This is a genomic window from Cecembia rubra (assembly GCF_003014575.1).
Taxonomy (GTDB): domain Bacteria; phylum Bacteroidota; class Bacteroidia; order Cytophagales; family Cyclobacteriaceae; genus Cecembia_A; species Cecembia_A rubra.
Genome location: NZ_PYGF01000001.1, coordinates 721,886 through 741,400 on the forward strand (window position 1 = coordinate 721,886; position 19,515 = coordinate 741,400).

At 38.6% G+C, this 19,515-nt stretch carries 20 protein-coding genes and 1 tRNA gene; 8 read left to right on the forward strand and 13 right to left on the reverse strand.

Going from position 1 to position 19,515, the window contains the following annotated elements; all coding sequences use genetic code 11:
* Nucleotides 1-2: 2 nt before the first annotated feature.
* From trxB to CLV48_RS03000, 6 genes are all read right to left on the reverse strand, one after another.
* Nucleotides 3-947 (reverse strand): thioredoxin-disulfide reductase, encoded by a 945-nt coding sequence (gene trxB / locus CLV48_RS02975; RefSeq protein WP_106565723.1) that lies wholly within the window; start codon nucleotides 945-947, stop codon nucleotides 3-5.
* Nucleotides 948-1,146: 199 nt separating this feature from the next.
* Complete coding sequence (locus CLV48_RS02980; protein ID WP_009036261.1) at nucleotides 1,147-2,010, reverse strand: sigma-70 family RNA polymerase sigma factor; 864 nt, start codon at nucleotides 2,008-2,010, stop codon at nucleotides 1,147-1,149.
* 88 nt (nucleotides 2,011-2,098) lie between these two features.
* Nucleotides 2,099-4,240: a polyribonucleotide nucleotidyltransferase gene (gene pnp, locus CLV48_RS02985; protein WP_106565724.1), complete on the reverse strand. Its 2,142-nt coding sequence runs from the start codon at nucleotides 4,238-4,240 to the stop codon at nucleotides 2,099-2,101.
* Between the two features lie 107 nt (nucleotides 4,241-4,347).
* Nucleotides 4,348-4,623 carry a 30S ribosomal protein S15 gene (gene rpsO, locus CLV48_RS02990; RefSeq protein ID WP_106565725.1) on the reverse strand — a complete coding sequence of 92 codons (276 nt, stop codon included), beginning with the start codon at nucleotides 4,621-4,623 and terminating at the stop codon, nucleotides 4,348-4,350.
* A gap of 72 nt (nucleotides 4,624-4,695) precedes the next feature.
* Nucleotides 4,696-6,513, reverse strand: coding sequence for an LptF/LptG family permease (locus CLV48_RS02995; protein WP_106565726.1), 1,818 nt, complete (start codon nucleotides 6,511-6,513; stop codon nucleotides 4,696-4,698).
* Between the two features lie 76 nt (nucleotides 6,514-6,589).
* Nucleotides 6,590-6,985, reverse strand: a complete 396-nt coding sequence (locus CLV48_RS03000) for an START-like domain-containing protein (RefSeq protein WP_106565727.1) — start codon at nucleotides 6,983-6,985, stop codon at nucleotides 6,590-6,592.
* A 91-nt stretch (nucleotides 6,986-7,076) separates the two neighbouring features.
* On the opposite strand from CLV48_RS03000, the gene CLV48_RS03005 reads away from it, so the two are divergent.
* From CLV48_RS03005 to CLV48_RS03015, 3 genes are all read left to right on the forward strand, one after another.
* Nucleotides 7,077-7,150, forward strand: a tRNA-Met gene (locus CLV48_RS03005).
* Nucleotides 7,151-7,193: 43 nt separating this feature from the next.
* A complete protein-coding gene (locus CLV48_RS03010; protein WP_106565728.1) occupies nucleotides 7,194-7,448 on the forward strand; it encodes a GIY-YIG nuclease family protein in 255 nt (84 codons plus the stop codon).
* Between the two features lie 96 nt (nucleotides 7,449-7,544).
* Nucleotides 7,545-7,685 carry a GIY-YIG nuclease family protein gene (locus CLV48_RS03015; RefSeq protein ID WP_106565729.1) on the forward strand — a complete coding sequence of 47 codons (141 nt, stop codon included), beginning with the start codon at nucleotides 7,545-7,547 and terminating at the stop codon, nucleotides 7,683-7,685.
* Nucleotides 7,686-7,816: 131 nt separating this feature from the next.
* On the opposite strand, the gene rplT is transcribed toward CLV48_RS03015, so the two are convergent.
* From rplT to thrS, 4 genes are all read right to left on the reverse strand, one after another.
* A complete protein-coding gene (gene rplT, locus CLV48_RS03020; protein WP_106565730.1) occupies nucleotides 7,817-8,161 on the reverse strand; it encodes a 50S ribosomal protein L20 in 345 nt (114 codons plus the stop codon).
* 99 nt (nucleotides 8,162-8,260) lie between these two features.
* Entirely contained in the window at nucleotides 8,261-8,458 is a 198-nt protein-coding gene (gene rpmI, locus CLV48_RS03025) for a 50S ribosomal protein L35 (protein WP_009185920.1), read from the reverse strand.
* Nucleotides 8,459-8,480: 22 nt separating this feature from the next.
* Nucleotides 8,481-9,032, reverse strand: coding sequence for a translation initiation factor IF-3 (gene infC / locus CLV48_RS03030; RefSeq protein WP_106565731.1), 552 nt, complete (start codon nucleotides 9,030-9,032; stop codon nucleotides 8,481-8,483).
* Between the two features lie 85 nt (nucleotides 9,033-9,117).
* Nucleotides 9,118-11,067 carry a threonine--tRNA ligase gene (gene thrS / locus CLV48_RS03035; RefSeq protein WP_106565732.1) on the reverse strand — a complete coding sequence of 650 codons (1,950 nt, stop codon included), beginning with the start codon at nucleotides 11,065-11,067 and terminating at the stop codon, nucleotides 9,118-9,120.
* Between the two features lie 248 nt (nucleotides 11,068-11,315).
* Here thrS and lhgO point away from each other — a divergent pair, with 248 nt between their 5' ends.
* Both lhgO and CLV48_RS03045 read left to right on the forward strand, forming a co-directional pair.
* Entirely contained in the window at nucleotides 11,316-12,518 is a 1,203-nt protein-coding gene (lhgO, locus tag CLV48_RS03040) for an L-2-hydroxyglutarate oxidase (protein WP_106565733.1), read from the forward strand.
* A 117-nt stretch (nucleotides 12,519-12,635) separates the two neighbouring features.
* The gene (locus tag CLV48_RS03045; RefSeq protein ID WP_106565734.1) at nucleotides 12,636-13,421 is read left to right on the forward strand and encodes a cation efflux transmembrane domain-containing protein; all 786 of its coding nucleotides are present in this window, start codon (nucleotides 12,636-12,638) and stop codon (nucleotides 13,419-13,421) included.
* Here CLV48_RS03045 and CLV48_RS03050 read toward each other — a convergent pair.
* Nucleotides 13,418-14,380 (reverse strand): YheT family hydrolase, encoded by a 963-nt coding sequence (locus tag CLV48_RS03050; RefSeq protein WP_106565735.1) that lies wholly within the window; start codon nucleotides 14,378-14,380, stop codon nucleotides 13,418-13,420. The two genes, CLV48_RS03045 and CLV48_RS03050, sit on opposite strands and share 4 nt — an antisense overlap.
* A 91-nt stretch (nucleotides 14,381-14,471) precedes the next feature.
* Between CLV48_RS03050 and CLV48_RS03055 the strand changes: the two genes are divergently transcribed.
* Complete coding sequence (locus CLV48_RS03055; RefSeq protein WP_106565736.1) at nucleotides 14,472-15,815, forward strand: amidohydrolase; 1,344 nt, start codon at nucleotides 14,472-14,474, stop codon at nucleotides 15,813-15,815.
* Nucleotides 15,816-15,942: 127 nt separating this feature from the next.
* Here CLV48_RS03055 and CLV48_RS03060 read toward each other — a convergent pair whose 3' ends face one another.
* Complete coding sequence (locus tag CLV48_RS03060) at nucleotides 15,943-16,536, reverse strand: DUF6134 family protein (RefSeq protein WP_106565737.1); 594 nt, start codon at nucleotides 16,534-16,536, stop codon at nucleotides 15,943-15,945.
* A gap of 148 nt (nucleotides 16,537-16,684) precedes the next feature.
* On the opposite strand from CLV48_RS03060, the gene CLV48_RS03065 reads away from it, so the two are divergent.
* Together CLV48_RS03065 and CLV48_RS03070 are read left to right on the forward strand one after the other, a co-directional pair.
* Nucleotides 16,685-17,320: a peroxiredoxin gene (locus CLV48_RS03065; RefSeq protein ID WP_106565738.1), complete on the forward strand. Its 636-nt coding sequence runs from the start codon at nucleotides 16,685-16,687 to the stop codon at nucleotides 17,318-17,320.
* Between the two features lie 140 nt (nucleotides 17,321-17,460).
* Nucleotides 17,461-18,540 carry a 3-oxoacyl-ACP synthase III family protein gene (locus CLV48_RS03070; RefSeq protein WP_106565739.1) on the forward strand — a complete coding sequence of 360 codons (1,080 nt, stop codon included), beginning with the start codon at nucleotides 17,461-17,463 and terminating at the stop codon, nucleotides 18,538-18,540.
* A 134-nt stretch (nucleotides 18,541-18,674) separates the two neighbouring features.
* Here the strand turns inward: CLV48_RS03070 and CLV48_RS03075 are convergent, their stop codons facing one another.
* Nucleotides 18,675-19,463, reverse strand: coding sequence for a PhzF family phenazine biosynthesis protein (locus CLV48_RS03075; RefSeq protein WP_106565740.1), 789 nt, complete (start codon nucleotides 19,461-19,463; stop codon nucleotides 18,675-18,677).
* Nucleotides 19,464-19,515 lie beyond the last annotated feature (52 nt).

Here is a 19,515-nt window from a genome sequence, read left to right on the forward strand (position 1 = left end):
AATTAAACCAGTTCTTTAGCAGCGAGATACCTTTCCGCATCCAATGCCGCCATACATCCCGTTCCGGCAGCAGTTACAGCCTGTCTGTAAATATGGTCTTGGGCATCTCCACAGGCAAAAACTCCTTCTACATTTGTTCTTGTAGAGCCGGGGATGGTCTTAATATAGCCATTTTCGTCCATATCTATGATATTTTTGAAAATTCCAGTATTTGGTTCATGCCCAATGGCTACAAAAAAGCCACTTACTTTAATTTCATTCGACTCTTTTGTTTTATTATTGTAAACACGCACTGCTTCAACTTCATTTTCCCCTAAAATCTCTTCCGTTTCTGTATTCCAAAGAATTTCAATCTTGGGATTATTCATCACCCTTTTCTGCATGATTTGAGATGCCCGCATTTCTTCCCTTCTCACCAACATATATACTTTTGAGCAGATATTAGCTAAATAGGAAGCTTCTTCACAGGCAGTATCTCCTGCCCCCACAATTGCTACATCTTGTCCTCTAAAAAAGAAGCCATCGCATACAGCACAGGCTGAAACACCCCTACCATTAAGCCTTTCTTCACTTTCTAAGCCAAGCCATTTGGCTGATGCTCCAGTGGAGATAATGACAGTATCAGCATGGATTTCCACTTGATCATCTACAATAACCTTATGAGGCTGAGCAGAAAAATCAACTTTTGTAACAACTCCATATCTAATCTGAGTACCAAATCTCTCTGCTTGTTTTCTGAAATCCTCCATCATTTCAGGCCCCATAATTCCATTGGGATATCCTGGATAATTTTCCACATCAGTGGTGATTGTTAACTGACCTCCTGGCTGGCCACCGGTGTATAATACGGGACTTAATCCTGCCCTTGATGCATAAATGGCAGCAGTGTAACCTGCAGGGCCTGAACCAATGATCAAAACCTTTACTTTTTCAATTTCTGAAGCCATTCTATCGTAAATTTTAAGGTTAGCAAATTTTGTTAAAATAGTTATTACAACAAAGATTAAACTTGTTAAAATTCCCTAATGCGGGAATGAAATTCCTTAACTTGATTTTAGTCAGGATTTTAACAGCTTAATCTTTTCAGATACAAAAAAAGGGGAAAACTTTCCCCTTTTCTGTAATCTTAGATACGTAATTGGAATTTTATCCCAAGTATGGTTTTAATGTTTTACTTCTAGAAGTGTGTCTTAACCTCCTGATAGCCTTTTCTTTAATTTGCCTAACTCTTTCCCTGGTCAAATTAAACTTCTCTCCAATCTCTTCCAAAGTCATGGCGTGTTCACCATTTAAACCAAAATAAAGAGTAATGACATCGGCCTCTCTTGAAGTCAAAGTAGATAATGCCCTTTGTACTTCTTTTCTTAATGAATCTGTCATCAAGCCATCATCTGGCTTTTCATCACCATCATTTTCAAGAACATCCAAGAGACTGTTTTCTTCTCCTTGAACAAAGGGAGCATCCATGGAAACATGCCTACCAGAAATCTTCATTGTATCCACAACTTCGCCTGCTGTAACTTCCAGCACTTCAGCTAATTCCTCTGGAGATGGTTCTCTTTCAAATTTTTGCTCTAGTTCACTGAAAGTCTTACTGATTTTATTCAGGGAACCCACCCTATTCAATGGCAAGCGGACAATTCTTGACTGCTCGGCCAAAGCCTGAAGAATGGACTGTCTGATCCACCATACAGCATAAGAAATAAATTTGAAACCTCTGGTCTCATCAAATCTCTGTGCGGCTTTTATCAGACCTAAGTTCCCTTCATTGATCAAATCACCCAGAGAAAGACCTTGATTTTGATATTGTTTCGCTACAGAAACCACAAATCTTAAATTGGCCTTTGTCAGTTTTTCCAATGCCAACTGATCACCTTCACGGATCCTTTTGGCTAAAACAACTTCCTCATCTGCGGTAAGCAAATCTACTTTACCGATTTCTTGAAGATACTTATCTAGGGACTGACTCTCCCTGTTGGTAATCTGTTTGCTAATTTTTAGCTGCCTCATTCGAGAATATAATTTTTATCAGTTAAGACACAATTTATAACAGAAATTCAATCAATTAAAGTTCAAAGTAATCAATTACTTATGAAACTTAATCTTTTTTATCTGTTTTTTCTGGTTTAGGCAACAAAACCTTTCTGGAAAGTTTGAATTTACCAGTCTTTTTATCGACATCAATCAATTTAACCATGATTTCTTCTCCAGGTTCCAAGACACCTTCCATATTTTCAAGTCTTTCCCACTTGATTTCTGAAATATGTAGCAACCCATCCTTACCAGGCATAAATTCTACAAACGCACCAAAAGGCATAATGTTTTTCACTTTTCCGGTATATACTTCTCCAATTTCCGGTTGAGCAACAATAGCCCTGATCCTGGATATAGCTCCATCCATAGATGGCTGGTTATTGGCAAAGATATTGATCTTACCCATATTATCTTTTTCTTCGATAACAATAGTTGCACCAGTATCTTTTTGGATTTCTTGGATTACTTTGCCACCAGGACCAATCACAGCCCCGATCAATTCTTTAGGAATTGTCATGTTAAATGACCTAGGTGCATGAGGCTTCAAGTCTGGTCTTGGCGCATCCAGTGTCTTTGTAATCTCATTCAAGATATGTAATCTGCCCTCTTTCGCCTGATACAAAGCTTCTTTTAAAACGCTGTAATCCAAGCCTTCTACTTTCAGGTCCATTTGGCAGGCAGTAATACCCTTGGCTGTTCCTGTCACTTTGAAATCCATATCACCAAGGTGGTCTTCATCACCAAGAATATCAGACAAAATCGCATATTTGCCTGTCTTAGCATCAGAGATCATACCCATTGCAATACCTGTTACAGGAGCTTTTATAGGTACACCGGCATCCATTAGAGCAAGAGATCCTGCACATACTGTAGCCATGGAAGAAGAACCATTGGATTCCAGGATATCAGAAACTACCCTGATGGTATATGGATTTTCATCATCATGGGGCATAACTTTCTTAAGTGCCCTCATGGCAAGGTTACCATGACCTACTTCTCTACGTCCAGGCCCCCTGTTAGGTTTTACCTCTCCTGTAGAAAAACCCGGAAAATTGTAATGAAGGAAAAACTTACTATATCCTGAGATTACAGCTCCATCTATCATCTGCTCATCCAACTTGGTACCTAGCGTACAAGTGGTTATAGACTGGGTTTCACCTCTAGTAAATACCGAAGAACCATGGGCAGAGGGCAGGTAATCTACCACAGACCAAATAGGCCTGATTTCGTCAAGATTTCTTCCATCCAATCTTTTCTTTTCATTAAGAGTAAGGTTCCTCGCGGCCTCTTTATGAATCTTTGCAAAATACGGACCTATAAGGGATTCCTCAAAACCATGCTCTTCTCCAAGACTCTCAACAAAAGCTTCCTTAATGGCTTTGATCCTATCAGATCTCTCTGATTTATTGGCAATTTGTAGACCTACAGCCTCATAACACTTCTGATATAATTCAGCATGCATTTTTTCAAAAAGTGCGGGATCTGATTTCTCATGAACATATTCCCTTTTTTCCTCTTTGCCTACTGCAATTGTAAGTTCTTTTTGAACCAAACAATGTTTTTTAATTTCTTCATGTGCAAACTGAAGTGCTTCAACCATCTCATCTTCGGAGATTTCGTTGGCCTCTCCCTCCACCATAAGAATATAATCCATAGAACCTGCAACGATAAACTCAAGACTTGCCTGTTCTAATTCGGCCGGGGAGGGATTAATTTTCAGATCACCATTGATTTTTGCAACCCTAACTTCAGAAATTGGGCCATTAAAAGGAATATCTGACACTGATAAGGCGGCTGATGCAGCTAATCCAGCCAAACAATCCGGTAAAACTTCCGAATCTGCTGACATCAGGGTGATATTTACTTGCGTATCTGCATGGTAATCATCTGGGAAGATCGGTCTGATAGCCCTGTCAACCAAGCGGCTTATCAAAATTTCATAATCAGAAAGCCTTCCTTCTCTTTTCAAAAATCCACCTGGAATCTTTCCAGATGCAGCAAATTTTTCCTGGTAATCTACTGAAAGTGGAAGAAAATCCACTCCTTCCATTACATCTTTTTTGGCAACAACTGTGGCCAAAAGCATAGCTTTCCCCATTCTAATTACAACAGAACCGTCCGCTTGCTTTGCTAAAGCCCCGGTTTCAATTGTAATTTCTCTTCCATCCGCTAATTGTATGGACTTGGTGATTAAATTAGGTAACATAGAATTTTGTTAATGATAATGTAGTAAAGATTTAAAAGTAAGGCTTAATATCAGGGGGAAATAAAAAAGTAAGGTTCTCTCCATGAGAACCTTACATTGAGTTGCAATTATTTTCGTATTCCGAGTTCGGCAATTACTGCTCTGTATCTTTCAATATCATTCTTGACAAGATAGTTAAGCAATCTTCTTCTTTTACCGACTAGTTTCATCAAACTAAGTCTGGATCTGTGATCCTTTTTGTTGGACTTCAAGTGCTCAGTCAAATGCTGAATTCTGAAAGTGAACAACGAAATCTGAGATTCCGGTGATCCTGTATCAGTTTCAGACTTTAACCTGCCATGATTTTTGAACAACTCCGCTTTTTTCTCTGAGGTTAAATACATGTCTAGTTAAATTAATTGTGTTTTAAAACAGCCACAAAGATAACAACTTTGATTTGATTTAAAAAACACCATTTACGTTTTGGAAAATTTTGTTTGGAAATATCTGCGTAATTTTTTGAAAAATTCCACATACATATCTGCTTCAAACAATCTCGCATCCCGTCTTGCCTGTTTCAAGAAGAAAAAGCCAATGGGCAATAGCACAATATTGGAAAACCAAGTCCCAAAAATTGGATCTGTTATACCTTCCTTGGCCCATTTTTCTCCTGTGATGGTCAACATATAATAAATGATGAAAAATATTATGGACACCAGAACCGGCATTCCCAGTCCTCCTTTCTTAATGATCGCACCAAGGGGAGCGCCGATCAAAAACATCACCACACATGCAAAAGCTGTAGTATACTTTTGGTACCATGCTATTTCAAATCTTCTATATTCCCTTTCCAAATTATCAATTTGGGCAAGCTTTGAACTGAAATTATTTTTAATCGATCTGGCGTTGTTCATAGCCACAGTTGCCCCCCTTGACTTATAATTAAATTTTTCTATTAAAGAATCCAGTTTAGTTCTAAACTCCGGGGTGAATTCAGTCATCCTTGTTGGTGATTTTACAAGTTGGTTGACAACTGAATCAGTAGGAATGACTTCTTGCCCAAAATTTTGTACTCTTGGCTGTTGTGCAGATGATGCTCTATTTATTTTAGCCTCTAATAATTTCTCAGACCCCAGGTCTTTTTGGACTTCTTGACCATTGATGCCTATTTCTTCTCTACTACTCCCTTTCTCAACGCTATCTAAAGTTACTGACTGTAAAGAATCAATCCCAACGCCGTCTAACACTTGTGTGGAATCATAAACATTCTTCGCAGAGGTGATTTTTGGCATTACCAATTGATTTGCTTCCCTAGCTTTCAGCTTTGCTTCTCTGAGAGAATCATAATGCACCTTCCTCTTTACAATATCTTGTGGTGGTTTGATTTTATTTTGTCTCCCAAAGAATGAAAAAGAAGATTCTGTTGTAGCATAATTATAATAAATGATACTATTGACTTCACCTGCGATAGAGTCAAGACCCTGTCTTAATTGGGCAATATTCATGATCGACCTATTGGTAGACCACAAATCTTCAGGAGTCCTATTGAGCTGAAATGATTCCAGGTTAAATATCATTTCATTTTGGGAGAAATTTGTTCTACTGAAATCTACAGGTTTCTCGTTGATTCCTCTTGAACTTCTGGATTCTTTATAGGAAACCCCGTTAAAAAGCATCAGTCTCATATACCTATCATTCATAAAGGATTCCATCCTTCCTGAGTCTGCTAAAATGACATTTGTATTCCCCTGCCCATCAGAATGATCATATATAATTATATCTTTTAGCCTAACCTCATCCAGTTTTTGGTTGACTTTAATGCTATAATTTGGAATTCCAGCATAGAATACTCCTTCTTTGATATCCAATGCGGGTGATTTCATCCTAATATCATATAGTAAACTAAATGTTTTAAGATTTACTTTTGGAACCAAATGGTTATTGGATAAGTATGCAATAACAGTTAGTATAATGACAAATAGACCGATTGGTCGAAGAGCCCTCAAAAGTGAAATGCCACTTGATTTAATTGCTGTAAGCTCAAAGTGTTCTCCTAAATTCCCAAAAGTCATCAGTGAAGAAAGCAAAACTGCCAGTGGCAAAGCCATTGGGGAAATACTGATCACAAAATAGGATATCAGCTCCATGTAAATCATGAATCCAAGACCCTTGCCAAATATTTCATCGAAATATTTGAGCATATTAACTGTAAGGAGTATAAAATCAACAACCAGAAAGGTCAAAAAGAAGGGTCCTATAAATGACCCAAGAATAAGCTTGTCAAGTTTTTTCATTCACTATTGTGTGCAAACCAATCTTTCCAATAACAAAGTTGGAAATAATATTGGATTTTACTTCATCTAACACACATTAACCTCCAATGATTTCTTTAAGGTGAGTGACCAAATTATCCCAGATAGACTCCAATTCTCCATCATCATAGGAATCGCTGTAATCAATTACTTTTAAGAAAAGGGTTTGTGTCAACTCATTTTCCTCAATCTTAAATTCTATATAAGAGTGGTCTGTCTCCTCTAAATTATCGGGATCAAAAAAATCAAACTTTACATGGTAATTGGTCCTTAAAGCCACAATTCTTGCATAATGTTCCTCTCCATCATAATGAAAAATATAATCCTTATCTTCATTGATTGTTACATTATCAGCAAACCACTCTGAAAGTCCACTAGCACTACTCAAATAGGGAAATAATATCTTCCTGGAAGTATTGATTTGATAATCAGATACAAACTTATTCTTTACCATAACCACTCAAATTTTGTTCATAAAAAATAACTTTTTTAAACATTTTTACTTGCAATTAATAACACAAGCCCTCATATTTGCATTCCGATTTGGCGAGGTAGCTCAGTTGGTTAGAGCGCAGGATTCATAACCCTGAGGTCAGGGGTTCAACTCCCCTCCTCGCTACAAGCCCCACTTTAGGGGCTTTTTTTATTTTACTCTTTAACCTATGTTCTGTGTTTACGTACTCTATTCTTTTTCCGCAAACAAACTCTACACCGGTGTGACATCCGACCTCATCACAAGGTTCAAATTCCACAATTCCAAATCCACCAAAGGTTTTACTCTAAGGTACAGACCATGGTACTGCTTACATACCGAATTCTTCGACTCAAAGAAGGAAGCCCTACTCAGAGAAAAAGAACTCAAATCAGGCAAAGGAAGGGACTGGATCAAAAAGCATGTCCTTCCAAACTTCCTTTAGCACAGGATTCATATCCGCCGCGGCGGACAGGGGATCAACTCCCCTCCTCGCTACAAGCCCCACTTTAGGGGCTTTTTTTATTTTACTCTTTAACCTATGTTCTGTGTTTACGTACTCTATTCTTTTTCCGCAAACAAACTCTACACCGGTGTGACATCCGACCTCATCACAAGGTTCAAATTCCACAATTCCAAATCCACCAAAGGTTCCACTTACTGGTCTTTATCGCGGTTTTGATTATAGGGGGTATAAATGTGACTGCATTTGTAATATAGTAAAAAAATGGAATTAGGCTCAGCTTTTTAAAAAAAACAAATAAAAAAGCCCCGATTTGACGGGGCTTTTCAATTAAAGTAAGCAGTGCCTTCTTACTTTACTTTTTCAACTACAGCTTTGAATGCCTCAGGATGATTCATAGCCAAATCTGCAAGAACTTTTCTGTTCAATTCGATATCAGCCTTTTTCAACATCCCCATAAATTGTGAATATGAGATACCAAATTGTCTGGCACCTGCATTGATACGCTGGATCCATAGGGCTCTGAATTCTCTTTTCTTAGCCTTTCTATCTCTGTAAGCGTACTGTAAACCTTTTTCGTATTTGTTCTTGGCTACTGTCCAAACATTTTTACCTCTTCCGAAGTAGCCTTTGGTTGCTTTAAGGATTTTCTTTCTTCTTGCTCTTGAAGCAACTGCATTTACTGATCTTGGCATAGTTTTAAATTTTTTGACCCTAGGTGCCTTTCGGACTTTATACCTGAGCGTCTGGTGAATAAATTAACCTAAATTAAATTTTGAAGTTTTGAGATGGGATTATCCTATTCTCAACATTGCTTTTACTCTTCCTTCATCTGACTCATGAACCATTCCCATTTGGGTAAGATTTCTCTTTCTCTTGGTAGATTTTTTGGTCAGGATGTGGCTTTTGTAAGCATGCTTCCTTCTGATTTTTCCGGTTCCAGTCAATTTGAACCTTTTCTTTGCACTGGATTTTGTTTTTACTTTTGGCATAACTGTATTTGTTTGTTGAAAATTATTTCTTAGAAGATTTTGGTGCCAGAAATAGGAACATCCTTTTCCCCTCCAATTTTGGGAGTTGTTCCACCTGAGCATATTCCTCAAGCTCCTGGGCAAATCTCAATAACAACATTTCTCCTCTTTCCTTAAATACAATTGACCTTCCTACGAAATGTACATAAGCTTTTACTTTAGCACCTTCTTTAAGAAAGTTGATTGCATGCTTCAGTTTAAAATTGAAATCATGGTCATCAGTATTGGGACCAAATCTAATTTCCTTTACTACAGTCTTTGAAGCATTTGCCTTAATTTCTTTTTGCTTCTTCTTCTGTTCGTACTTGAACTTAGCGTAGTCAATCACCTTACAAACAGGTGGATTGGCATTTGGAGAAATTTCTACGAGATCAAGATCATTTTCCTCTGCTAGTTTGATGGCCTGGGAAAGGGAAAGTACAGCATTGCCTCCTTCCACAAAATCCCCTACAACCCTTACCTCTCTAGCTCTGATTTTATCATTTACTCTGTATGGTTCTTCCTGTCTCGGTCTGAACGGTGTTTTTCCTTTCAAAATTAATTATGGTTGTTTTATGAAATTGCCTGCAAATATCGGAATAAATTTGAGATTTAAAAAACCTGTAAATTTTCCATTTGAATTATTTTCTCAAAGACTGGTCTATGATTGCTTTGAAATGAGCAATAAATTCATCAACAGTCAATGAACCCAGATCACCTTCACCATGCTTTCTGACAGAAACTTTGGCTTCTGCTTGCTCTTTTTCCCCAACAATCAACATAAAAGGAACTTTCTTAACCTCTGCATCTCTGATCTTTCTTCCGATTTTTTCATCACGGTTATCAATGTTGCCCATGATGTCATGTTCTTCCAAAATGGCCTTGATCTGCTCAGCATAAGCAATATATTTTTCAGAAATAGGCAAAATTGTAACCTGATCTGGTGAAAGCCATAATGGGAAATTACCAGCACAGTGCTCAATCAAAACAGCTACAAATCTTTCCAAAGAACCAAAAGGCGCCCTGTGAATCATCACCGGTCTGTGCTTTTGATTATCGCTTCCGATATATTCCAATTGGAAACGCTCTGGCAGGTTGTAATCCACCTGTATAGTTCCCAATTGCCATTTTCTACCCAAAGCATCCTTCACCATGAAGTCTAACTTTGGACCATAAAATGCTGCCTCTCCCAATTCGGTGACAGTCTGTAGACCTCTTTCTGCGGCTGCTTCGATAATCGCTGACTCCGCCTTGTTCCAAGCCTCATCAGTACCGATATATTTTTCTCTTTTTTCAGGATCTCTTAATGATATCTGAGCGGTAAAATCCTCAAAACCCAAGGCCTTGAAAACATAAAGCACCAGGTCAATCACCTTGATAAATTCCTCTTTTACCTGGTCTGGCCTACAGAAAATGTGGGCATCATCTTGCGTAAAACCTCTGACACGGGTCAAACCATGGAGCTCTCCGCTCTGTTCATACCTATAAACAGTACCAAACTCTGCATAACGGATAGGCAAGTCTTTGTATGATCTTGGCTTGTGCTTGTAAATCTCACAATGGTGAGGACAGTTCATCGGCTTAAGCAAAAACTCCTCCCCTTCATTTGGAGTAGCGATTGGCTGAAATGAGTCTTTGCCATATTTCTCATAATGGCCAGAAGTCTCATAAAGGACTTTATGGCCGATATGTGGAGTCACTACCTGCTGATAACCGGACTTATCCTGAGCCTTTTTCATGAAAGCTACAAGTCTTTCTCTCAACAAAGTTCCCTTTGGTAACCATAGAGGAAGTCCCATACCCACTTTCTCAGAGAAAGTGAAAAGTTCCAACTCCCTCCCCAATTTTCTATGGTCTCTTTTCTTGGCTTCTTCAAGCATCTGAAGGTATTCCTGAAGATCCTTGGCTTTAGGAAATGTAATTCCATAAATCCTGGTGAGCATTTTATTTTTCTCATCTCCCCTCCAATAGGCCCCGGCAATATTTAAAAGCTTGGCTGCCTTAATAAATCCGGTATTGGGGATGTGTGGCCCTCTGCAAAGATCTACAAAATTACCCTGCTCGTAAAAAGTAATGGAACCATCCTCTAGTCCTTCTAATAAGTCCAATTTATATTCATCCCCTTTTTCTTTAAAATAGGCGACTGCATCTTTTTTGGAAACTTCTTTTCGGATATAATCATTCTTTTGCTTGGCCAATTCCACCATCTTGGCCTCAATTTTTTCCAATTCAGCTCCATCCAAAGGTTGATCACCGAAATCTACATCATAATAGAAACCGTTCTCAATCGGAGGTCCGATTCCAAATTTGATTCCTGGGAAAAGCTCCTCCAGGGCTTCTGCCATAAGGTGGGCAGAGGAATGCCAAAAAGTATTTTTTCCTTCTGCATCATTCCAAGTCAATAATTGTACGGTGGCATCTTGGTTAATTGCCCTACTGGCATCCCAAACCTCGCCGTTGACTTTTGCTGCTAGTACGTTCCTGGCCAAACCCTCGCTGATACTAAGTGCAATCTGTAGCCCTGAAACTCCTTTTTCATACTCCCTGACAGAGCCGTCAGGAAGGGTAATTTTGATTTGTTGGTTAGACATTTAAAATTTTAAATAAATGAAACATCACATCTATACAAACAGATGCCTTAAGACTTGCAAATATGCAAATTCATTAGCTCATTTTAAAACTTCGTAAAAAAATGAAAGGAATAATTAAGAGTATGAAAACAAAGTGCTGGAAATTCCGATATTTGTCCTCAAACAAGTGGTTTCTTTTTAAAATAACAGAAGATTGAAAAAGATTCTTTCATTTGTTAAAAAGTTTTGAATCAATTTCTTAACACTGAATGCAATACGATATAATTATCATCGGAGGTGGAATAGTAGGACTCGCTACCGGTCTGAAAATCAAACAACAAAAACCTGATCTAAAAGTGCTGATTCTTGAAAAAGAAGCAGAAGTAGCCAAACATCAGACAGGTAATAATTCGGGGGTTATCCATTCTGGACTATACTACAAACCAGGTTCACTCAAAGCCATCAACTGTATCAATGGCTACCATGAACTTATTCAGTTTTGTGAAGTAGAAAATATTCCCTACGAATTGACCGGAAAAGTGGTGGTAGCCACAAGAGATGAACAAATTCCGATTTTAAACGGTCTTTTTGAACGTGCTCTGCAAAATGGACTAGAGGGGACAAAAAAAATTACCCTAGATGAACTGAAGGAATACGAACCCTATTGCGCTGGCGTAGCTGCCATGTTTGTTCCGCAAACAGGAATAGTGGACTATAAAGTGGTAGCGCAGGCTTATGCGAAAAAATTCGAGTCCCTGGGTGGAGAAATTTTCCTCAACAACAAAGTCGAAGGAATAAAAACATTGAATGGGGTTTCCTATGTAAGGTCATCTTACCACGAATTTTCCGCAAAATTGGTGATTAATTGCGCGGGACTTTATTCAGATAAAGTTGCCCAAATGAATCAGGATGAGCCAATTGATGTCCGAATCATTCCTTTTAGAGGAGAATATTACAAACTGAAAAAAGAAAGGGAATACTTGGTCAGAAACCTGATTTATCCTGTTCCTGACCCAAATTTCCCATTCCTGGGTGTCCATTTCACAAGAATGATGAAAGGTGGAGTTGAGGCAGGGCCTAATGCGGTTTTGGCCTTCAAAAGGGAGGGATACAGAAAATCTGATGTCAATCTAAAAGAACTTTCCGAAACCCTTTCATGGCCTGGTTTTCAAAAAGTGGCCTCCAAATACTGGAAAACAGGATTTGGAGAGTTATACCGTTCCTTTTCTAAAGCGGCCTTTACGAAAGCTTTACAGGAATTGATTCCTGATATCAATGAATCAGATCTTGTAGATGGCGGAGCCGGTGTAAGGGCCCAGGCATGTGACAGGACAGGTGGATTGTTGGATGACTTCAGCATCAGGGAAAATGAATATGCGATAAATGTCCTGAATGCGCCTTCTCCTGCGGCCACCAGCTCGCTTTCAATAGGCGGCACTGTCAGCAAGTTGGCCCTGAAAAGGTTCGATTAACAATGGTATTTTCGACTCCTTTCAATTGAAAAATAGGTTGAACCATGAAGGCACAGGAAGATATATTAAATCCTGTGCTTTTTTTCTTACTTTTTAGATCCAAAAGAACTTGACTCTATGCAGAAAAGCACCTTTAGGATTGAAAAAATGGACTGTCCTTCAGAGGAACAACTGATCAGAATGAAAATTGGGAACTTCCCTTCTGTCCATCAATTGGTTTTCGATATTTCAGGAAGAAAACTGGAGGTTTTTCATTCCGGAGAGTTGGACTTAATAAGGAGTGAACTTGACAAACTCTCTCTTCAATCCGCTTTAATAAAAAGCGAAGAAGTATCAGGTCCCTTTTCAATAACCAAAGAGACCGAAAAAAGAGTGCTTTGGGCGGTTTTGCTGATCAACTTTTCATTTTTTCTCATTGAAATGGCCACAGGGATCATCTCAAAATCCATGGGGCTTGTCGCTGATAGCCTGGACATGTTGGCCGATGCGGTGGTTTATGGATTGGCTTTGATGGCAGTGGGCAGGTCAATGAGTACTAAAAAAGCAGTAGCTAAGGTAGCAGGAATCGCCCAGATAATTCTTTCTTTGATAGGTTTTACAGAAGTCATCAGAAGATTTTTCGGATTTGAAGCCTTACCGGATTTCAAAATGATGATCATAGTGTCATTTTTTGCATTAATCGCCAATGCGTTGTGTCTTTATCTTTTGCAAAAAAGCAACAGCACAGAAGCCCATATAAAAGCAAGTATGATTTTTACCTCCAATGATATCATTATCAATACGGGGGTTATCTGCGCAGGATTGGCGGTATTGTGGAGCGGGTCTGTTATTCCAGACCTTATCATAGGGGGTATTGTATTTTTGATTGTACTTAATGGAGCAATCAGGATATTGAAGCTTTAACGGGTTAAAAACTCCAAAAAACGATGCTCTGCCCAGGTGAATTCCTGGTTTTTTACCAAAAATCCGGTATGCCCCCCTCTCTTTGGCATTTCAAGAAAGATAAACTCAGATTGCTCTGCAATTTTTGTAGGGTAACATCTGTCCATCAGAAGTGGGTCGTTCAATGCATTGATGATCAAAGTGGGAATCTGAATATCCTTGATCCAGTTATCCGCTGAAACCGACTGATAAAATTCCATTGCATCTTTGAACCCGTGAACTTTTGCCGTAAAGTGTGTATCGAAGGTATCAAAATCCTCCACCCGTTTTAAAAGGTCCAAATCAACCAATCCGGGAAATTGCTCCCCTTTAAGTTTCATTTTGGCCTTTAATTTTCCCAAAAATCTCTTTTTGTAAAAAGCATTATTTTTTAGCCTCAGGGTAGCTGCAGAATCAGGAAGGTTACAGGGGGTTGAATAGACAGCTGCACTTTTGATTTTGGGCAATAAATCCGCTCCCCTTTCACCCAGGTATTTCAAAGTCTGTGCTCCTCCCATACTGATACCTACCAGGTAGTATTCTTTGTAGCTTTGGGTTCGTTCCACATGTTTGATAACGGTATCAAGATCATAAGAAGCCCCGTGATGGTAAAGAATAGGAGCTTTGTTCATTTCACCACTGCAGGTACGGTTATTCCAAGCCAAAGCATCAATTCCGCTTTGATTAAACAACTTGGCCAAAGCTTTGGCATAGTGCCGATCAGAACTTCCCTCCAGCCCATGGGAAATGATCAAGAGTTTTTCTGATCCCACCTTTGACCAATCAATGTCCAAAAAATCCCCATCAGGAGTAGAAATCCTCTCCCTTTTATAGGTCACACCTTCAATCTTCCTAAAAACACTTGGAATAATGGTTTCAAGGTGACCATTGAAAAGGTAAGCAGGAGGTTTTCCGTAGGTGGATTTCTGGATTATCGGCATTTTAGATCATAAATTCAACCTCAAAAATAAAACATATCTTCAAGCCAGGGAATTATTTCTTTAATTTGGGAAAAATACCTCAATTTTAACTATGAAAATCACTAAAGCATTCCTTATCCTAATTTCATTCCTGATGGTTCAATTCACTGCTACAGCCCAGACAGTAGATGCTTTCATTGAAAAAATTTATCCTGAATTGGAAAGGCTTTACAAACACCTGCACCAAAATCCAGAGTTATCCCTTCAGGAAAAAGAAACTTCTGCTAGGATTGCCAAGGAATTGAGAAGCTTAGGCTACGAAGTAACCGAAGGTATAGGTGGATATGGAGTAGTTGGGGTAATAAAAAATGGAGCCGGCCCGACTTTATTGATCCGAACGGATATGGATGCCCTTCCGATGGAAGAAAAGACAGGACTCCCCTATGCGTCTACAAAAAAAGCAATTTCCAATGATGGTAAAGAAACATATGTAGCCCATTCCTGTGGGCATGATATCCACATGTCAGTTTTTATTGGGACTGCAAAGGTAATGGCTGAAAACAAAAGTTCCTGGAGGGGTACTTTGCTTATGGTTGGACAACCCGCTGAGGAAAATGGCATGGGCGCCTGGAACATGATGAATGATGGCCTATATCAAAGATTCCCACATCCTGATTATGCCATTGCTCTGCATGATGATCCATTCTTGCCCGCGGGAACAGTGGGATTTAAATCCGGCCCTTTGATGGCCGGGGTGGATATGATGAATGTAACTGTATATGGCGAAGGAGCCCATGGTGCCGCTCCACATACTGGGATTGACCCTATAGTACTCAGTGCCCAAATGATACAGGCATATCAGACCATAGTAAGCAGGAGAATTGCTCCTACAGAACCAGCTGTGGTTACTGTTGGCTCCATTCATGGAGGCACAGTCCATAACATCATTCCTGATGAAGTTACCATGCAGTTGACTTTAAGATCCTATTCTTCTGAAGTCAGGGAAGAAATGATCAGCAGCGTCAAAAGGATCAGCGAAAACCTTGCCCGGTCTGCAGGATTGCCAGAATCCAAAATGCCCACTTATTGGATCAGAGAGCCCCATACCCCGGCACTGATCAATGATTTTCAACTTACTGAACAGATGGTGAAAGTTTTTAAAGCCAATCTGGGTGAAGAAAAAGTAGTGGAAGTTAAAGCACAAATGATAGGAGAAGATTTCAGTAGATTTGGTATGCAGGATAAAAAAATCCCCATCACCATGTTTTATCTAGGAGCCAATGATCCCACATTCTTAAAAAAAGCAAAAGAAGAAGGACTTGAAATACCTGGACTGCACAGCCCTTATTTCGCCCCGCTTCCGGAGCCTACCATCAAAACGGGCGTAAAAGCAATGAGCATCTTTGCAATGGATATTTTAAGAAATAATGAAATCATGATCCAGGAGAAAAAATAAAATAATATTGCACACACCATTTGTTCACATTAGCTTAACCAAAGCTAATTTCAAAAATGCTAGGTTTGCAGTGTAAAATTTTCTTCGTAGGTATTGATGTAAAGAAGGCGGTAATTAACCGCCCTTTTTATTCTTTTCTCTTGACGACATAGTTTTTGATAGGAAACTCCATCACTGCTTTGTCCAGCTTTCCATTTACATAATAAAACCGGTTAGTGTTGCCGTTGACTATCACTTCATAATAATCCTTCACCTTCTTAATTGGTGCTGGTAAGCCATATGCTTCTGCCAAAAACTCTTTGGCCTGAGTAGGTTCTTCAAAATAAAAAACAGCAGCGCTTAAATAGAATGGTCTTTGAATTACAGTATCCAATTCGTGTTTATAATTGGTAGATTTAATCCTGTAATGGTCTCCTTGCCATTGAATATTGCTTTCAAAATTTCCTTTATTGGTTTTTGATAAAACATTTGCCTTATTCAATCTTTTTCCATGATAAATTACCTTTGTAAGGTAATCCAGGTTAATCTTACCAAAAAACCAAAAACTCACATCACTTTTTAACTCATAATGTAACTCTTCACCTTTCTTTTCTCTTTTTGCTATCATCTCCCCTATGGAAATTCCTGCTATGGAAACATCATATTTGATTATCTCCTGAGCCCTTAGGCTGTTTGTATTGAGGAGGAAAAGGATGATGAATATTCCTAACCACTTACCCATATCATTTTATCTTGTCACAAATATCCAATTATATACCTTGGTATCCAAATGACTTTTAGTATGGAAATTCTTTGAACTTTTGGTCAAAATCGATGTTAATTTAGTATATTTAGCCTATAATTTTTATAGACTAAAAAAACCAAATGTTATGACACTAAGATTAGGAGACATCGCACCGAATTTTACTGCAGAAACAACAGAAGGCAGAATTAATTTCCATGAGTATCTGGGTGATGGTTGGGGAATATTATTTTCCCATCCTGCTGATTATACCCCCGTTTGTACAACGGAATTAGGTACTGTGGCCAAACTTAAAACAGAATTTGATAGAAGAAATGTCAAAGTAATGGCTTTAAGTGTTGATGGATTGATTGACCACAGAGGCTGGATCAAAGATATTAATGAAACACAGGCTACAGTAATCAATTTTCCATTAATAGCGGATGAAGAAAGGAAAATTTCTGAACTCTATGATATGATTCATCCCAATGCAAGTGAAAATTTCACTGTAAGATCAGTCTTCGTTATTGGAAATGATAAAAAAATCAAATTGATTATTACCTACCCAGCAAGCACAGGTAGAAATTTTGATGAACTCCTTAGGGTAATAGATTCACTTCAGCTAACAGCTAATTACTCTGTGGCTACACCTGCCAACTGGAAACAAGGTGAGGATGTAGTAATTGCACCAAGTATCAAGGATGAAGATATTCCAAATAAGTTTCCAAAAGGCCATAAAGTCATCAAGCCCTATTTGAGAATTACTCCACAGCCCAACCTTTAATTTTTAATCCACAGGTCATTAAAGACCTGTGGATTATTAAATAATCTCTAGAGAAATTACTTGACTTTTTTTTATCGAAAACTGTAATTTTTTTCTACTTTTCAATTCTATATCCAAACAATCACCAAGTATTTTAAAGTATGGCAGTTTATTCAGTAATCATTGGCTCTGGGAAGTATATACCCGATGTAGTTATTAAAAATGAAGATTTTCTCAAAAAGAGTTTTATTAATGAAAAAGGAGAAAAAATCCCCAAAACCAATGAAGAGATCATAAGAAAATTTCAAGAGATAACCGATATTCAAGAAAGGAGGTACCTCAAACCTGAATACAACACTTCGGATATGGGGTATTTTGCTGCCAAAGAAGCAATTGAGACTGCCAAAATTGACCCTGAAACCATTGATTACATTATTTTTGCCCATAATTTTGGAGATATCCTACACAACAATCAAAAATCAGACTTGGTCCCTGCATTAGCATCTAGAGCCAAACATATGCTAAAAATCCAAAATCCGGATTGTGTGGCTTATGATCTGCCTTTTGGTTGTCCTGGATGGGTACAGGGCATAATTCAAGCAGACTATTATATCAAATCTGGGGATGCGAAACGTGTATTGGTAATCGGTGCAGAAAACCTGTCAAGAATCGCTGATCCACATGACATAGACAGTATGATATATTCTGATGGAGCAGGCGCTGTAATTGTTGAAGCGAGAGAGTCGGATAAACCAATAGGAATCATTTGCCATAAAACAAGATCAGACACATATTCAGAAGCCCATTTCCTAAAAATGGATATTTCCTATTATCCAGAATATGAAGATAACACCTTGTTTATGAAAATGAACGGAAGAAAACTATATGAATATGCTTTGAATACCGTACCGGGTTTAGTGGCTGAAACGATCAAAAAAGCAGGAATAAGCATACATGATATCAAAAAAGTATTGATACATCAAGCTAATGCCAAAATGGATGAGGCCATCATTCAAAGGGTGTTCAAAATTTTCGGGTTGGAAGCCATGGACTCCAAAAGCATCATGCCGATGACCATCTCCAAATTGGGAAACAATTCAGTTGCCACAGTACCGATACTCTACGATATGATCATCCGAGGTGAAATGCCCGGCCATTCAATCCATTCAGGTGACTATCTGGTCTTTGCCTCTGTAGGCGCGGGGATGAACGTAAATACTTTTGTGTATAGGGTGCCTTAATAATTTTATACCCGGGACCAATGATCATACATTTAAAAAAAAATGCTTTGAGATCAAGTTAACCTGTATAGTTTAAATGCCATATACTTGGTACTACTTATTAAGTATGTGGCACAAATTATCTTTCCTCCTATCTACAGTAAAATCCTTCCTTCCATATACGTCACTGCCTTTCCTGAAATAGCAACCCTTTCGCCCATCAACTCACAGATAAGTTCACCTCCTCTGGCAGAAAGTTGTTGCGCAATTAATTTAGTCTTGCCTAATTTTTCTGCCCAAAGCGGAATAAGAGTAGTATGCGCTGAACCCGTTACTGGATCCTCTGGCACCCCTACCTGTGGGCCAAAAAACCTTGAAACAAAATCTACATTTTCTCCTTTAGCGGTAACAATGACTCCCCTTGCAGGAATTTTTTCGATTTGGGTAAGGTCAAAACGAAGATTACGGATTTCTGTCTCAGATCGAAATACCAAAACCACATCGGATTTCCCCCTGAAAGCTTGAATTGCCCTTGGTTCAAAACAAGAAAGAAGTTCATCACTGAGTGGGATTTCTTTGATATCATCCTTTGGAAAATCTAAAGTTATCCTGCCATCCTTTAAATGTACTTTCAACTCCCCTGACCTTGGCGAATAAAAATCAATGCTGCCAAAGGGATGAGCTTCATGATGGAATAGCACATGGGCTGAGGCAAGGGTTGCGTGACCACAAAGGTCTACCTCCACAGTCGGAGTAAACCATCGGATAAGGTATTTATCTCCATCTTTTACAAAAAAAGCAGTTTCTGAGAGATTATTTTCCAATGCTATTTTTTGGAGTAAATCATCTGAAAGCCAATGCCTTAATGGAACTACAGCTGCAGGATTCCCTCCAAAAACATGATCTGTAAAGGCATCTACTTGGTAAATTTTCAATGGGGTCATGTGAATTCTTGAATTTCAACCGATAAACCTAGCAAATTCGAGTATATTTTGA

Bases quoted from the DNA above. Each gene is read 5' to 3' on its own strand.
- CLV48_RS03015 (WP_106565729.1), top strand. From the start codon at position 7,545: ATGTTCTGTGTTTACGTACTCTATTCTTTTTCCGCAAACAAACTCTAC.
- thrS (WP_106565732.1), bottom strand. From the start codon at position 11,067: ATGTCTAACCAACAAATCAAAATTACCCTTCCTGACGGCTCTGTCAGG.
- CLV48_RS03075 (WP_106565740.1), bottom strand. From the start codon at position 19,463: ATGACCCCATTGAAAATTTACCAAGTAGATGCCTTTACAGATCATGTT.
- CLV48_RS03060 (WP_106565737.1), bottom strand. From the start codon at position 16,536: ATGGGTAAGTGGTTAGGAATATTCATCATCCTTTTCCTCCTCAATACA.
- CLV48_RS03010 (WP_106565728.1), top strand. From the start codon at position 7,194: ATGTTCTGTGTTTACGTACTCTATTCTTTTTCCGCAAACAAACTCTAC.
- CLV48_RS03065 (WP_106565738.1), top strand. From the start codon at position 16,685: ATGACACTAAGATTAGGAGACATCGCACCGAATTTTACTGCAGAAACA.
- CLV48_RS02995 (WP_106565726.1), bottom strand. From the start codon at position 6,513: ATGAAAAAACTTGACAAGCTTATTCTTGGGTCATTTATAGGACCCTTC.
- CLV48_RS03050 (WP_106565735.1), bottom strand. From the start codon at position 14,380: ATGCCGATAATCCAGAAATCCACCTACGGAAAACCTCCTGCTTACCTT.
- rpmI (WP_009185920.1), bottom strand. From the start codon at position 8,458: ATGCCAAAAGTAAAAACAAAATCCAGTGCAAAGAAAAGGTTCAAATTG.
- CLV48_RS03070 (WP_106565739.1), top strand. From the start codon at position 17,461: ATGGCAGTTTATTCAGTAATCATTGGCTCTGGGAAGTATATACCCGAT.
- pnp (WP_106565724.1), bottom strand. From the start codon at position 4,240: ATGTTACCTAATTTAATCACCAAGTCCATACAATTAGCGGATGGAAGA.
- trxB (WP_106565723.1), bottom strand. From the start codon at position 947: ATGGCTTCAGAAATTGAAAAAGTAAAGGTTTTGATCATTGGTTCAGGC.
- lhgO (WP_106565733.1), top strand. From the start codon at position 11,316: ATGCAATACGATATAATTATCATCGGAGGTGGAATAGTAGGACTCGCT.
- CLV48_RS03000 (WP_106565727.1), bottom strand. From the start codon at position 6,985: ATGGTAAAGAATAAGTTTGTATCTGATTATCAAATCAATACTTCCAGG.
- CLV48_RS03055 (WP_106565736.1), top strand. From the start codon at position 14,472: ATGAAAATCACTAAAGCATTCCTTATCCTAATTTCATTCCTGATGGTT.
- rpsO (WP_106565725.1), bottom strand. From the start codon at position 4,623: ATGTATTTAACCTCAGAGAAAAAAGCGGAGTTGTTCAAAAATCATGGC.
- CLV48_RS03045 (WP_106565734.1), top strand. From the start codon at position 12,636: ATGCAGAAAAGCACCTTTAGGATTGAAAAAATGGACTGTCCTTCAGAG.
- CLV48_RS02980 (WP_009036261.1), bottom strand. From the start codon at position 2,010: ATGAGGCAGCTAAAAATTAGCAAACAGATTACCAACAGGGAGAGTCAG.
- rplT (WP_106565730.1), bottom strand. From the start codon at position 8,161: ATGCCAAGATCAGTAAATGCAGTTGCTTCAAGAGCAAGAAGAAAGAAA.